The sequence below is a fragment of the Paenibacillus sp. S28 genome, from assembly GCF_016624415.1.
Classification (GTDB): domain Bacteria; phylum Bacillota; class Bacilli; order Paenibacillales; family Paenibacillaceae; genus Paenibacillus_AQ; species Paenibacillus_AQ favisporus.
The window spans coordinates 128,047-142,350 of the sequence record NZ_JACVTM010000001.1; the positions used below are offsets into that span (position 1 = coordinate 128,047).

The 14,304-nt window shown below is 54.7% G+C and carries 12 protein-coding genes; 8 read left to right on the forward strand and 4 right to left on the reverse strand.

Going from position 1 to position 14,304, the window contains the following annotated elements:
- Positions 1 to 243 precede the first annotated feature (243 nt).
- The 3 genes from IAE55_RS00565 to cysI all read left to right on the forward strand — a co-directional run bounded on the left by IAE55_RS00565 (position 244) and on the right by cysI (position 5,254).
- The gene (locus IAE55_RS00565; RefSeq protein ID WP_234489211.1) at positions 244 to 1,395 is read left to right on the forward strand and encodes a serine hydrolase domain-containing protein; all 1,152 of its coding nucleotides are present in this window, start codon (positions 244 to 246) and stop codon (positions 1,393 to 1,395) included.
- 240 nt (positions 1,396 to 1,635) lie between these two features.
- On the forward strand, positions 1,636 to 3,492 hold the full coding sequence (locus tag IAE55_RS00570) for an assimilatory sulfite reductase (NADPH) flavoprotein subunit (protein WP_200630636.1): 1,857 nt from the start codon (positions 1,636 to 1,638) through the stop codon (positions 3,490 to 3,492).
- A 37-nt stretch (positions 3,493 to 3,529) separates the two neighbouring features.
- Positions 3,530 to 5,254, forward strand: coding sequence for an assimilatory sulfite reductase (NADPH) hemoprotein subunit (gene cysI, locus IAE55_RS00575; RefSeq protein WP_145157023.1), 1,725 nt, complete (start codon positions 3,530 to 3,532; stop codon positions 5,252 to 5,254).
- A gap of 110 nt (positions 5,255 to 5,364) precedes the next feature.
- Here the strand turns inward: cysI and IAE55_RS00580 are convergent, their stop codons facing one another.
- Together IAE55_RS00580 and IAE55_RS00585 are read right to left on the reverse strand one after the other, a co-directional pair.
- Entirely contained in the window at positions 5,365 to 5,901 is a 537-nt protein-coding gene (locus IAE55_RS00580; protein WP_234489212.1) for a phosphatase PAP2 family protein, read from the reverse strand.
- A gap of 71 nt (positions 5,902 to 5,972) precedes the next feature.
- Positions 5,973 to 6,590, reverse strand: a complete 618-nt coding sequence (locus IAE55_RS00585; RefSeq protein WP_105443361.1) for a DedA family protein — start codon at positions 6,588 to 6,590, stop codon at positions 5,973 to 5,975.
- A 322-nt stretch (positions 6,591 to 6,912) separates the two neighbouring features.
- Here IAE55_RS00585 and IAE55_RS00590 point away from each other — a divergent pair, with 322 nt between their 5' ends.
- The 5 genes from IAE55_RS00590 to IAE55_RS00610 all read left to right on the forward strand — a co-directional run bounded on the left by IAE55_RS00590 (position 6,913) and on the right by IAE55_RS00610 (position 12,267).
- On the forward strand, positions 6,913 to 7,914 hold the full coding sequence (locus IAE55_RS00590) for a Gfo/Idh/MocA family protein (RefSeq protein ID WP_105443360.1): 1,002 nt from the start codon (positions 6,913 to 6,915) through the stop codon (positions 7,912 to 7,914).
- A 38-nt stretch (positions 7,915 to 7,952) separates the two neighbouring features.
- Entirely contained in the window at positions 7,953 to 8,900 is a 948-nt protein-coding gene (locus tag IAE55_RS00595) for a helix-turn-helix domain-containing protein (protein WP_116230925.1), read from the forward strand.
- A 15-nt stretch (positions 8,901 to 8,915) separates the two neighbouring features.
- On the forward strand, positions 8,916 to 10,004 hold the full coding sequence (locus IAE55_RS00600) for a Gfo/Idh/MocA family protein (protein ID WP_145020881.1): 1,089 nt from the start codon (positions 8,916 to 8,918) through the stop codon (positions 10,002 to 10,004).
- Between the two features lie 186 nt (positions 10,005 to 10,190).
- Entirely contained in the window at positions 10,191 to 10,730 is a 540-nt protein-coding gene (locus tag IAE55_RS00605; RefSeq protein ID WP_145020878.1) for a superoxide dismutase family protein, read from the forward strand.
- Positions 10,731 to 11,001: 271 nt separating this feature from the next.
- Positions 11,002 to 12,267 (forward strand): MDR family MFS transporter, encoded by a 1,266-nt coding sequence (locus tag IAE55_RS00610; protein ID WP_145157024.1) that lies wholly within the window; start codon positions 11,002 to 11,004, stop codon positions 12,265 to 12,267.
- Between the two features lie 63 nt (positions 12,268 to 12,330).
- Here IAE55_RS00610 and IAE55_RS00615 read toward each other — a convergent pair whose 3' ends face one another.
- Positions 12,331 to 13,308 carry a metallophosphoesterase family protein gene (locus IAE55_RS00615; protein WP_145157025.1) on the reverse strand — a complete coding sequence of 326 codons (978 nt, stop codon included), beginning with the start codon at positions 13,306 to 13,308 and terminating at the stop codon, positions 12,331 to 12,333.
- A gap of 15 nt (positions 13,309 to 13,323) precedes the next feature.
- A complete protein-coding gene (locus tag IAE55_RS00620; protein WP_145157026.1) occupies positions 13,324 to 14,175 on the reverse strand; it encodes an alkaline phosphatase family protein in 852 nt (283 codons plus the stop codon).
- Between the last annotated feature and the right edge of the window lie 129 nt (positions 14,176 to 14,304).

Consider the following 14,304-nt stretch of genomic DNA (forward strand, 5'->3'; position numbering starts at 1 on the left):
TGGCTATATTTAATTTTGGCGTTGAAGCGGCTGGAGTTCTCTGCTACAATTCCAAGCAGAAAGGCGGTCGATCTCGATGGCAAATCAATTTGCCAGTATGCCAAGCGGCTCATGCAAAGCCTATTCATAGGGCGAACCTTTGCATGGGCGGACGATCAGTTTAACAGTTCGCCCTCAGGACGTTTTATTGGATGGGCTTTGCACCTTATTTTTTCATTTTAAATAATAAGGGAGTTGAATGCATTGACCAATCCATGGATAAACAAACGTCAGCATTTCATCAATCTTCAAACACAGGTCCAGCGGCTGCTGGATGAACTTGCGAAAGACGATATCGGTGTAGGATTCCAAGCCGCAGCCTACTGGCATGGTGAACTGGTGGTGAATGCTTTTTCAGGCAGCGCCGATGCCTTAGGACAAAACCCCGTCCATCCGGATACGCTCTTCGTGATGCAGTCCTGCTCCAAAGGTGTGATTTCCACGGCGATTCATATTCTCGCCGAGCAGGGCAAGCTGGCGTATGATGAGCGGATTTCTCATTACTGGCCCGAGTTCGGGGCGAATGGGAAGGAACAGATTACGCTCCGCCAGGTTCTGACTCATACGGCAGGAGTTCCTTTGATGCCTGCGCACGCGGATATGGAGCTGGTTACCAACTGGCAAGCGATGGTGCACGAGATGGAACAGTTACAACCTATCTGGGAACCTGGCACCAAGGCAGGTTATCACGGCATGACCTTTGGGTGGATTCTAGGGGAAACGGCCGCCAGAGCGGATGGCCGGGCGATTGGCCAGATCATTCAGGACGAGATCTGCAAGCCATTAGGAATGGAGAGGGATCTGTATTTAGGGGCCCCAGCGGAAGCGGAAACCCGGATCGCCGAAATTAGCGGCGAAGCCGTACCTATTGCTTCCATGCCCGATGACATGCTGTTCAAGCGGGTGCTGCCTCCGGCCCTGGTTCCGGTTGCCAATCCGGAGTGGAACTCGGCTTGCTTCCATTCGGCAGCCGTACCAGCCGTCAATGCCGTCGCAAATGCTCAGGCGTTGGCGCGCATGTATGCTTCACTGATTGGCGAGGGCGTGGATGGCAGACGCCTGCTCAAGCCGGCCACCATAACCGAGGCAGCACAGCTGCAATTTGAAGGGATCGACGAAGTTGCGCTTGCTCCCGTTCGGTTGGGGCTGGGCTACTCGCTTAGCCAAGACGGTGATGCCATGGGCGGCGGCTCGGCTTTCGGTTATGCCGGATTGGGCGGCATGATCGGATACGCCGATCCGTCGAACGGCCTTGCCGTGGCAGTGCTGTGCAACCGGATGAAGGTTGGGCGGGGAGACCGGTCTCCGGATCGGCTGGTAACGGATCTGATCCGCGAGAAAATTTGTCATATGTAAATTGAATTTTATTCCTTCGTTTGGAGGGCCCGGCTTGTTTTACGGTCGGGCCTTTTTTATCATCTAACAGCGGTTTCAAGAGGAATAATCGGCACGAAGCCACTTTATCAGCAAACCTGATAAAACCTATAAGATCATTCTAATTGACCGTTCCCCCCTGCTGTGATAGGTTCAAGAGAGAAAATATGAGTAATTTACTAGGAATTATCACTAATGCATGCTACGCGAGGTGGATATTTGTTGGAACTTCAAGTAACGAACAGCCCTTTTAACCAAGAGCAGGTCGAGCTGCTCAACCGTCTGCTGCCCACATTAACCGATGCCCAGCGCATCTGGTTGAGCGGATATATCGCAGCGGCCGCCGTAACGGGTAGCGCTGTGCTGGGAACCGCCCCTATTGCGGCTGCCGCAAATGCGCCGGCTGCGTCTCCGGTAAGCACGGCACCGGCTGCGCCGAAAGAGGTTACCGTCCTGTACGGGTCGCAGACCGGCAATTGCGGGGCGTTGGCCAAGAAGGTGACCAAGAGACTGCAGGATCAGGGCTTTGAGGTCAAGCTTTCTTCGATGAGCGATTTTAAACCGAACGGATTGAAAAAGGTGGAAAACCTGCTGATTCTGGTCAGCACGCATGGCGAAGGGGATCCGCCGGACAACGCTATATCCTTTTATGAATTTCTGCACAGCAAGCGGGCGCCGCAGCTTGAAGGCATGCCGTTCTCTGTACTGGCGCTTGGAGACACCTCCTATGAGTTCTTCTGTCAGACAGGCAAGGATTTTGACAAGCGGCTGGAAGAACTGGGCGGCAAGCGGCTCGTTCCGCGTGTCGATTGCGACGTGGACTTCGACGAGCCGGCGGCGGAATGGATCAACAGCGTGGCCAGTGCGTTTGCCGAGCTTGCCGGAGCAGGAGCCGGAGCTGCACCGCAGGCCGTGCCTGTCACGGCAGATTCGCTGCTCGCATCCGCGGAATCGGAATATTCCAGAACCAATCCGTTCCAGGCCGAGGTTCTGGAGAATATCAACCTGAACGGCCGCGGTTCCGACCGCGAAACCCGGCATTTGGAAATTTCGCTGGAGGGATCGAATCTGGAGTATGAACCCGGAGACAGTCTGGGCATCTACCCGGAAAACCATCCGCGGCTTGTCGATGAATTGATCGAGGCGATGGGCTGGTCCGGCGAAGAATCCGTACCGGTTAACAAAAACGGTGATGAGGCTACGCTGCGCGAAGCGCTGCTCCACCATTATGAAATCACGGTGCTCACCAAGCCTTTGCTGGAAAAGACAGCCGCGCTCATTTCTAACGGTGCTTTGAACGAACTGCTCGCATCGGGTCATGATGAGCTGAGAGCCTACATCGAGGAACGCGATTTGCTCGATCTGGTGCAGGATTATTCCCTGAAGGGCATCCCGGCCAGAGAATTCGTAGCCATTTTGCGCAAAATTCCGGCCCGTCTGTATTCGATCGCCAGCAGCCTGAAGGCGTCGCCGGACGAGGTGCATGTAACGGTCCGGACCGTCCGCTACGAGAATCGCGGAAGAGAGCGGTACGGCGTCTGCTCGATACAGTTGGCTGAACGAAGCGAACCCGGATCGGCTTTGCCGGTCTATATCCAGCATAATCCGAACTTTAAGCTTCCGCAAAATCCGGATACCCCGATCATCATGATCGGCCCGGGCACAGGCGTCGCTCCGTTCCGCTCATTTTTGAGCGAGCGGGAAGAGACCGGAGCCGAAGGCAAGAGCTGGCTGTTTTACGGCGACCAGCACTTCGCGACCGACTTCCTGTACCAGATCGAATGGCAGCGCTGGCTCAAGGACGGCGTCCTGACGCGCATGGACGTGGCATTCTCGCGGGATTCTGATCAGAAGGTTTACGTCCAGCACCGCATGCTGGAGAAGAGCCGGGAACTGTATCAGTGGCTGCAGGAAGGCGCTGTGGTATATGTATGCGGCGACGAGAAACGAATGGCCCATGACGTCCATTCCACGCTGATTACGATCCTTGAACAGGAAGGCGGTCTCAGTCCTGAGGAAGCTGCCGAATATATGATTCGCATGCAGCAGGAGAAACGTTACCAGCGGGATGTCTATTAAGCGCATCCGATAGGCAAGCGAGAAGGAGAGAGCAAACATGTCTGATAACAATTTGATGTCACCAAACAGCGCGCCCCACAGCGATGTGGAGGATATCAAACGCAGAAGCAACTATTTGCGGGGAAGCCTGGTGGATACGCTGAAGGATCCGATCACCGGGTCGATCCCCGAGGACGATAACCGGCTGATGAAGCATCACGGCAGCTACATGCAGGATGACCGGGACCTGCGCAACGAACGGCAGAAGCAGAAGCTTGAGCCGGCTTACCAGTTTATGCTTCGGGTGCGCGCGTCAGGCGGCGTGGTTACCCCGCAGCAGTGGCTGATGATGGACCGGATTTCCCACAAGTACGGGAACGGGACGATCCGCCTGACGACACGCCAGTCGTTTCAACTGCACGGAGTGCTGAAGTGGAACCTCAAGAACACGATTCGCGAGGTGAACGAATCGCTGCTCAGCACACTGGCCGCCTGCGGCGACGTGAACCGGAACGTCATGTGCAATCCGAATCCGTACGAGTCGGAGATTCATTCGGAGGTGTACGACTGGGCCCGCAAGCTGAGTGCCCATTTGGATCCGCGGAGCCGGGCCTATTATGAGATCTGGCTTGACGAAGAAAAGGTGGTGGACAGCCACGATCATGACGTGGAACAGGAGCCGATCTACGGTCCGGTATACCTGCCGCGTAAGTTCAAGATCGGTATGGCGATCCCGCCTTCCAACGATGTCGACGTATTTTCGCAGGACCTCGGGTTGATCGCCATTGTAGAGGACGGACGTCTGGCCGGATTCAACGTTTCGGTCGGCGGGGGCATGGGGATGACCCACGGCGATCCGGCCACGTACCCGCAGGTAGGGCAGGTCATCGGGTTCTGTACGCCGGAGCAGGTGATCGATCTGGCAGAGAAAACCGTGACGATCCAACGCGACTACGGCGACCGTGCCGTGCGGAAACACGCGCGCTTCAAGTATACGATTGACGACCGCGGCATCGACTGGTTTATCCAGGAGCTGAGTGCGCGTCTCGGGTGGGAGCTGGAGCCGGCAAGACCGTTCCATTTCGAAAGCAATGGCGACCGGTACGGCTGGGTCAAAGGCAGCAACGGCAAGTGGCATTTGACCCTCTTTATCCAGAACGGACGGATTAAGGACGAGGAAGGGTATGAGCTGATGACCGGCTTGCGCGAAATCGCCAAGGTTCATACGGGGGATTTCAGACTCACGCCAAACCAGAATCTGGTGATCGGCAGTGTGAGCAGCCAGAAAAAGAAGAAGATCACCGAATTGGTGCAGCAGTACGGTCTGACTGACGGCATCCATTATTCGGCACTGCGCCGTAATTCCATGGCGTGTGTGGCACTGCCGACCTGTGGTCTGGCAATGGCTGAATCCGAACGCTACCTGCCTACGCTGCTCGGCAAAATCGAGCCGATCCTGGAGGAAGCGGGCCTCCGTGAAGAAGAAATCGTCATCCGGATGACAGGCTGCCCGAACGGCTGCGCAAGACCGGCCCTGGCGGAAATCGCCTTTATCGGCAAGGCGCCGGGCAAATACAACATGTACCTCGGCGGCGGATTTGCCGGAGAACGGCTCAACAAACTCTACAAGGAAAATATCGGCGAGGCCGAAATTTTGGATTCCCTGAAGCAGATTATTTTCCATTATGCCAAGGAACGCCGGGAGGGCGAGCATTTCGGTGACTTTACCATCCGCGCCGGTTATGTGAAGGAAGTCCGCTCGGGACAATTCTTCCACGCCTGATGGCATAAGCAGCCGGATCGGCAGTGGCTCGGTACGCTGCGGGCGGTCATAACGGCAGCGCAAAAAAGTGCAGTCCCCAGCGGACTGCACTTTTTATGCTGTATATAAACTCATAGATTGATCACGGCGACAGTGAGCACTGCCGTCATGCTGCCGACGAAGCTGCCGACCAGACAGTCCGAAGGGTAGTGCAGTCCGAGGTAAATCCGGGAAATACAGACGATGAGTGCCATAACAAGCAGCAGGACGGCGACCCAAAAGCCCATAAACAAAAACGGCGTAATGATGGAAAAGATGGCCGTTGAATGCCCAGACGGGAACGAGGGGTCCTTCAGCGGGTTTTTGCCAACCCGAACGCCTTCGAGGGCGAGGTAAGGGCGAATCCGCTGGACCTTGCGTTTAATCAGGGTCGTAATCAAAAAGCTGATAGCCAGCGCGGCAAAGCTCTGCAGACTCGTTGTCCGCCACGGCTCGGGAGCAAACAGCGCCACGGACAGCGTCAGAGTGATTGTAAACAGCGCGCCGCCCAGGTGGGTCAGCATGCGCAGCGCAGCATGGAGCATGGTCGGATTCTGAGTGCGGTTAATCCAGTGGAATACGCGCCGGTCCCAGCCGTGCGCCTGCTCCATATAACGGGTGATGATCATGCATCGGTCCTCCTCAAAAATGTGTTTTTTGCATCGAATGGTCGTCAGCGTCCGAAGCTTACCCTATTGCCTCATTGCCTCGAATGAACCTTAGTACGCTTGCGCCATTTCAGGTAAACGTATACGGCCAGAATGGCGAACACGGCGGCCACGACGTATTTCAAAAAATGCTCCGTCCAGGTCAAGACCAGCTGCCATTGATTGCCGAAAATGTAGCCGATCCCGATAAATACGGTAACCCAGAGCGCGGATCCCGTGTAGGCGTACAAGGCGAAGGTGCGGTAAGGGATGCGGATGATCCCTGTAAAGTAGCCGATAAACTGCCTGACTCCCGGAATGAAATAACTGAACAGTAGCAGCTTGTTGCCGTATTTGTGATATACCCTGGCGGTCTTTTCCACATGCTCCGGTTTGAGAAACAGCCATTTCCCGTAACGCTCAATCAGCGGCTGACCCAGCTTGTACCCTAGCACGTAAGTAACCGTCAGCCCGACGATGGAGCCGAGGTAGGCGGCACCTAGAGCCGGAAGCAGGTCCAGTACGCCTTTATAGGACAAATACCCGGTGTAGGTAAGCGTCGTATTGCCTGGCGGGATCGGCAAGGCGATGGCATCAAGCGGAAGTCCGAGAAGCAGGACCCAATATCCGTACTGTCCGAACAGCCGCTCGATATATCCCAGCACATCCATAAGAATCTCCTTATCGTGATTGTACTTGTGCTTTCTATTTTAATTAGCAAAGATTAAGGACGGATGAACAGAAAGCTTAAGAAAGTATTAAGCCGTCTGCCCGATTTCTTAACAGTCCAGAAGAACTTGTATTCCCATGATACGCAAATTTTTGCCGGAACAAAACCGTCTCCGGTTGGGGCGGAAACCCGTCTTAAGACCAGGTTTTTCTTGCGGCGCGATTTTATATAAAATTGTCGTAATATTATACTGTATTAACGGTTTTTCATGTGTTAGATTAAGGGCATGATGTCTTAATATTAAATACTGAGGAGCGCTGGATATGATCAGAATCGGTAAAATAAGCTATTGGCATGTGCATGCATGGGACTATACGAAACAAGCTGAGGCTCATCCGGGTGCGGAAATCGTGGCTGTGTGGGACGAAAATCCGGAGCGTGGGCAAGAAGCCGCTGATAAGCAGGGTGTAACTTTTTACGCTTCATTGGATGAAATGCTCAGCCGTGACGATATCGATGGGGTCATCGTGGATGCGCCAACGAACATGCACCGCGAAGTCATGATCAAAGCCGCAGAAGCCGGCAAGCATATCTTTACGGAAAAGGTTATTGCCGCAACGCTGAGCGAGGTCAACGACATTATTGCGGCTGTGGAGAAAAATAACGTGAAGCTGACCGTATCCCTTCCCAGACTGAACGACGGCTATACGCTGGCGATTCGGGAACTTCTGGACCAGGAGCTCCTGGGCAAGGTAACTTATGTACGCGTCCGGCTGTCCCACAACGGGGCGACGGCCAATTGGCTGCCTTCGCATTTTTATAAGAAGGAAGAGACGCTCGGCGGCGCCCTGATCGATCTTGGCTGCCATCCAATGTATTTGACGCGACTTTTCTTGAGAGAAGAACCTGTGGACGTGAGCGCGCAATTTGGATACATAACCGGAAAAGAAGTGGAAGACAACGCGGTTGCGACTTTGTCTACGAAATCAGGCGCAGTAGGCGTCGTTGAAGCCGGATTCGTGAACAACTTTTCGCCGTTTACCGTGGAGGTGCACGGCACTGAAGGAACGATCCTGTTCGGAACGCCGGACAGCAAGCTGCTGCTTCGTACGACCCGCAATGAGGAATACAAGGATGCCTGGGTCGAGATTCCGGTTCCGGCCAACCGCGAAAGCGCGTTTGAGCAGTGGATCAGCCATATCGAACAAGGCACAACTGCCGATGAAAACATCGCGATGGCGATCGAATTGACGAAGCTCATGGAAGCGGCCAATCTGTCTAACGCCGAGCGCCGCGCCGTTAAACTGAACGAACTGCAAGGCTAACCATCACAGAACTTATCAGACATAAGGATGTTGCTGCAATGATGAATAATTTTCCATACGAAACTATGCAGGGACGCCAGGATGCTTTGGAGCGTCTAGATTTACGCATCTATTGGGGAAATTATGAGATTCGGGTGATACGTTTTCATTTGACTTCTTTTCCTCCGGGGAAAATCGTATCCTTTCACAAGCATGCCGAGTTCGAGTTTCACTTTATACCGCGCGGCAAGGGAACGGTGATCCTGGTGGATGAACCCTATGCTCTTCAGGAGGGCATGTTCTACCTGACGGGTCCGGAGGTGCTCCATTACCAGGAAGCGGATCCCGAGGAATCGATGGATGAGCTGTGTCTGCATGTGGATATCAGGGACCTGTCGCAGGTGCCGGATGCCGGCCAGTCGCCGCGTCCATACGCCGATCCGTGGGAGGCGGCCGAGGCGCATGACTGCATCGAGAAGCTGCGGACGCTGCCGCTGAAGCCCGTGATGGATACGTACAGGGCGATGCCGTTTTTCCTGGAGGCCTTCAACGCCTCACAGCAAAAATATTTAGGACTGTATACAACGATCAAAAACTGCATCATTCAAATTCTGCTCCGTGCCGTGCGCGCTTACGAGCCGGAACCACGGGAAGCGGAGCTTCCGTCCCGGGACATGAAGGCCTACCGGTACCAGCTGGCTCTGGAGTACATTCATGCCAACTCTTCCGGCGAAGTGGTGCTGGAGGATGTTGCCGACAAGCTGCATATCAGCTCAAGGCAGCTGCAGCGGATCATTAAGGATCAGGGGGGCGGGCGGTCCTTCAGCGAAATTTTGGAGGATTTCCGCCTGCAGGAAGTGTGCCGCCAGCTGGTGGAGACGCGCTGGTCCATCGAGAAAATCGCTGTACAGGGCGGATTTTCCAGCGGAAGCTATCTGCATACCGTTTTTCGGAAGAGGTACGGCTACACGCCATCGGAATACCGGAGAAAGAACGCGAAAGTATAGGAGGATTACGATCTCGTGGGAAAAACAATTCGGATTGGCATTATCGGAAGCGGGGGCATCGCTGGAGCGCATGCCCGGGCTTACAAAGGAATCGAGGATGTTCAAATCGTCGGGGTGGCGGATATTCTGCCAGACAAGGCGCAGCAATTCATTGAGCGTTGGGACCTGCCGGATGCGACCGGCTTTGACGACCACCGCAAGCTGCTCGAGCTTGATCTGGATGGCGTAAGCATCTGTACGCCGAACGTGGCGCATTACCGCACAACGGTGGACGCCCTGTCGGCCGGCAAAAACGTCATGCTGGAAAAACCGATGTCGGTCACGCTGGACGAAGCGGTCGAAATGGTGCAGGTTTCCAAGAAAACCGGAAGGATGCTGAATGTCGGTTTTCAGCCGCGCTACGACCCGAACATGGCCATCATTAAAAATATGGTGCAGAACGGGCAGTTGGGTAAAGTGTATTACGTGGAAACCGGGGGCGGACGCCGCCGCGGCATGCCGGGCGGAACGTTTATCCGTCAAGATATCGCTGGCGCAGGCGCAATGGCCGATATCGGCTGCTATTCGCTGGATCTGGCGCTCAACACGCTTGGTTATCCGAAGCCGCTGACCGTCTCCGCTTATACCTCGAACTATTTTGGCACCAATCCGAAATACCACGCGGAAGCCGGACAATTTGACGTTGAGGATTTCGGCGTGGCTATGGTCCGGTTCGAAGGAGACCTGGTCCTGAACTTCAAGACGTCCTGGGCGATGCATATGGATACGCTTGGTGCGACGATGTTCCTCGGCACGGATGCGGGCATGAAGGTGCTTCCGGCAGGCAGCGGCCCTTGGAGCGGTGTATGGGATGGGCATGTCGGTTCCATCTCGCTGTTCCATGACATCCAGGGACATCATACTGAGAGCAATATTCCGCTCATCAAGCATGAAATCAACGTGTTTGAGGAGAAAATCAAGGATTTTGTCCGCGCGCTGCGTGAAGGCACGCCAGCTCCGATTCCGGGCGAGGAAATTTTGCGGAATCAGGCTATTATTGACGGCATTATCCGCTCCGCGCAGACGAAGAAGGAAGTCGAGATTCATATTCCTGATCTCGTGTAACCGCGCTAACCAAGCCCATTGATTTAACCCGCATGGTTACAGCAGTCCGGATTTCCCGCTCTGGGATCTTCGGGCTGCTTTTATTTTTTCGGATTTCCGTCCGGCACAGGTGTTATCTTTTTCGGGAATTAGGCAAACCTGATTTTGGGAGACCTAAAACCAGAATACAGGAGGACGATTGCAAGTATGAAAAAAATGGTGATGTCCGTCTGCCTCAGCGCCGGATTTCTGCTCGGATCTGCCGCTGCAACACCGGCTGCTTATGCCAATTCGGAAGAGCCGCAGCTGAAGGTGAAAATCGTGGATTCCAAAGGCGGAGAAGTAGGGACGGCGCTTCTGACTCAAAAAGGAGCCGCAGTTCAAATCCATATCGAAGCCGCGAATCTGCCGCCAGGTGAGCACGGCATTCATTTCCACGAAAACGGCAAGTGTGATCCGCCTGACTTTAAAACAGCTGGAGCCCATTTCAACCCGACCGGCAAGCAGCACGGCTTCCATAATCCGAAGGGCTATCATGCCGGAGACCTGCTGAACATTCAGGTGAAGCAGGACGGGACGGTAACTGCCGATTTGGAAACCCAGTCCGTAACGCTTAAAAAGGGAGCCGCCAATTCGCTCCTGAAGCCGGGTGGAACCGCGATCATCATCCATGAGAAAGCGGACGATTACGTGACCGACCCTTCGGGGAACTCCGGCAACCGGATCGCCTGTGCGCGGATCGAATAGCTGCGGCCTGCCGTCAGCATTCCTGGCTGCCGGTAGCGATGATATATACTCCTGAAGGAAAGATGCCTTCAGGAGTTTTTTTGTGTTCTCGCCGTATCACAAGCACATATCGGAACGGGATTGTTATCGCTTGCAAAAAAACGTTGCCCGGCTCCATATTCCTGTGATATATTAAAACTCCTTCCATTTTTCCACGTGATCGGCTATGTCACCGCCAATGATTCTTCAGGAAGAGAAACGACCCCATCATAAAACAGGAGGAACCTCTGTTGTGAACTGGCTTAAATGGGATTTGAACTTGCAAATCCGGCTGATCGGCGACACACTTTTCAATTTGCTGTTTTGGATGTACTTTCCTTACATCACCCTGTTTTTCAGCGACGCGTTCGGCAAGACCGCGGCCAGTATGCTGATGGCTGTTCCCCCCTTGGTCAGCCTGCTCGGGAGCTTGTTCGGCGGGTATCTGGCGGACCGCTTCGGCCGGAGGCCCGCCATGCTGATCGGGGCCTGCATGCAGTCCTGCATGTTTGCTGCCTTTGCGTTATCCCCGTCCCATTGGCTCGATTATGCCGCATATATCGGACTCGGGCTGGGAGGGGCGATCTATTCACCGGGAAGCTCGGCCATGGTGGCCGACGTCACTCCGGAAAAGGATCGGCGGATGGTGTTCGCAACCTTCGTGACGGGCAGAAATATCGGGGCGGTCTTTGGCCCGGCGCTGGGTTCGGTATTCTTCTTCCAGTACCGGCACGAGCTGTTGTGGACCTGCACGTCGGTAACGCTTCTGTACTTTTTGACCATTTTATTGTTCAGCAGGGAGACGCTCCCGGCATCGGCAAGGATGAATCGTACCCGCAGCAAGCTAACCGCTATCTTGAAGGAGCAGGTGGTGAGTTACGGCGTCATTTTTAAGGACAAGGTATTTGCGCTCTATATTGCCGCGGGGATCCTGGTGACGATTGCTTTTATGCAGCTGGATATGTATTTAGCGATGTATGTCAAAGAATACGTACCGGGACAGGCGCTGCTGTCCTTCAGCGGCTGGACGTTCAACCTGAGCAGCGCGCAGGTATTCGGGTTGATGCTGGGGCTGAACGGTCTGCTGTTCGTGCTGTGCGTTCTTCCCGTAACCAAGCTGTTCGAGGGCTGGTCCGAACGGAACATCCTGATCATGTCGGCCTTGCTGTTTGGCGGAGGGATGTTCTTGATCGGTTTGACGACGCAGGTGTGGCTGCTGCTGATGTTTACGTTTGTGTTTACGATCGGCGAGCTATCGCGGAGCCCCGTCACCGACAGCTTTATCAGCAAATATGCGCCTGAACACGCCAGAGGGCAATACATGGGGGCGGCGAATCTGCAGTTTTCGGTCGGCCGGTTTATCGCTCCGGTCACGATTATGCTGTCATCGTGGTTTCCACCGGTGATCGTGTTCGGCTTCATCTTCGTGGCAACAATCCTCAGCTCGCTTTTGTATGTTCAGGTTTTTAAAATCATTCCGGCAAGCTACTACGAGAAGAAAGCCGAAATCACAGGTTGAACCCAAACAAAGCCGTTCAAGAGCGGAGGCAAACCGCATCGCTTGAACGGCTTTTTTAGGCGGTTATTCGGCTGCTGCCGGCATTCCCGCCTGAACGGGTCTGCCTGTCGGTGCATGAACTGGCTGGTCGCGAAGGACGGACCCGTCCTGTAGATGCAGCCAGGTGTCAAAACTCCGCTCCCCTTGCGTGAGCCGGATGACCCGGGCGCCGGGCATGAATGGCTGATCCAGATAAGCGTTGCGGGTGGTCCGTCCGTAACAGAGGCGGATACCGTGCAGCGTTCCCCAAAAATCGTTGCCGTGATCATGGCCGACAAAGGTACCGAGAATATCGCCCATCTCAACCATGCTCGCAAAAAAACCGGTGTTGATCCAGGGCGCACAGCAGTGACGGTCAAGCTTGCTCCCATAACAGACCGAGAAATCCCAAATATCGTTATATTCGGGCAGCGGGATATGGAAGAAGGCTAGCGATGGAAGGGGGACTCCACCGTTGCCTGCCGTAAGACGGTAGGACTGTTGTGTATACCATTCAATCTGGCTGCGGCGGATCCAGTCGTAAAATCCGACGCGCAGATGCTCCAGCGGCGAGTAGCTGCCCGAATCCAAAAAGTAAAGGGCTGCCTCCACGTTGTCCCGGTGTGAATCCCGGATTTCCAAACAATAGTTGCCGGTGCCCTTGACGTGGGGCGGATCGGGAATCGCATAGCAGTATCGGTGGGACAGCTGCAGGGCATGAAGCTGTTCCCGCGTCATATCCGGAGCCTCGGAGTCGTGGTTTCCAAAGACGGCTGCCCAGGGGATGCCCATCTGCTCCGGAACCGACACCGCATCCCGGAACGCTGCGGCCGGATTCGGACTTTTATTGCTGGCGATCACGTCACCGGTGTAGACGACCAGATCGGGCTGTTCCGCCTCTATAATCCTTCGCATCATATCCTTCATTTGAAGCTCTTCATCATCAGGCTCGCAAAACTCCGTATCGGTAAATTGGACGACGGTAAACGTGCCGTCCTCGCGAAATCGTAATGTTTTCCTCATCTGCCTATCCTCCCGCTATGCGTTTTCCGGCATGGACCGAGTCTGGAGCAAGCCGGCAGGGACAACGGCATCCCAGGCATCCGGAATATCCAGGCCGAGAGCGGCTGCGGTGACAGCAGCTGTGTCCACGATCGAGATTTCCCCGATGGTCGTTCCCGGCGCGATTCCCGGCCCCACGCATCCCCAGAACACATTTTTGTCCATCGGATGATCGCTGCCGTGGCTGAATTTGTCGTCGCCTCCACCGCCGTGATCTGTCAGTAAAATCACCAGGCTATCATCAAGAAGTCCCAGCCACTCAAGGGTACCGAGCACCTGACCGAACAGGACGTCATTTTGTGTAATCGCATTCAAATATTCCGGCGAGTCCGGTCCATACCCATGCTTATGTCCGGCCGCATCGGGTTCATCCAGCTGCATGAACAGCAGTTTGACGTCCGGATTCTGTTCCAGATAGTTCTGGATGGCCTGAACCAGATCCGCATCCGGAAGAGATTCTTTATGTATTCCGATGCCATCCTCAACGATCCCGTCATTGATCGGGCTCCAGCTGGTGAAGGAGGCGAGCTTGGCCTCGGGCCATGCCTTCCTTGCAAGCCGGAATACGGAAGGGTAAGGCGATTCGGCAGGATAAGGCTCGCTCGCAGCGACCTCGTTCGTTAATCCATGCTTCTCCGGTACGACGCCGTGAAGCACGGAGCCCCAGCATTCCGCGCTGATTGTCGGCGACTGCGCCTGGGCGTCATAGGTGACGGCCCCTTTTGCCAGAAAAGCGTCGATGACCGGTGTAGCCGTGTGCTGAATAAAGCTGCCGGCGCCGTCCATTCCCAGAATGAATACGCGCGAAACGGCATTTGCATTGCTCATGGGTCAACCTCCCCAAAGATGATTTCGCTTTCATAGGATCGATCAGCCCCTAGCATAAAGATTCCCGTACGGAGTGTCAACCACCATTTGGGAATTAGGCAAACAAGTCATCAGAGCGTTAGCAGGAAG

Bases quoted from the DNA above. Each gene is read 5' to 3' on its own strand.
- IAE55_RS00615 (WP_145157025.1), bottom strand. From the start codon at position 13,308: ATGAGGAAAACATTACGATTTCGCGAGGACGGCACGTTTACCGTCGTC.
- IAE55_RS00580 (WP_234489212.1), bottom strand. From the start codon at position 5,901: ATGATCATCACCCGTTATATGGAGCAGGCGCACGGCTGGGACCGGCGC.
- IAE55_RS00620 (WP_145157026.1), bottom strand. From the start codon at position 14,175: ATGAGCAATGCAAATGCCGTTTCGCGCGTATTCATTCTGGGAATGGAC.
- IAE55_RS00590 (WP_105443360.1), top strand. From the start codon at position 6,913: ATGATCAGAATCGGTAAAATAAGCTATTGGCATGTGCATGCATGGGAC.
- cysI (WP_145157023.1), top strand. From the start codon at position 3,530: ATGTCTGATAACAATTTGATGTCACCAAACAGCGCGCCCCACAGCGAT.
- IAE55_RS00605 (WP_145020878.1), top strand. From the start codon at position 10,191: ATGAAAAAAATGGTGATGTCCGTCTGCCTCAGCGCCGGATTTCTGCTC.
- IAE55_RS00595 (WP_116230925.1), top strand. From the start codon at position 7,953: ATGATGAATAATTTTCCATACGAAACTATGCAGGGACGCCAGGATGCT.
- IAE55_RS00585 (WP_105443361.1), bottom strand. From the start codon at position 6,590: ATGGATGTGCTGGGATATATCGAGCGGCTGTTCGGACAGTACGGATAT.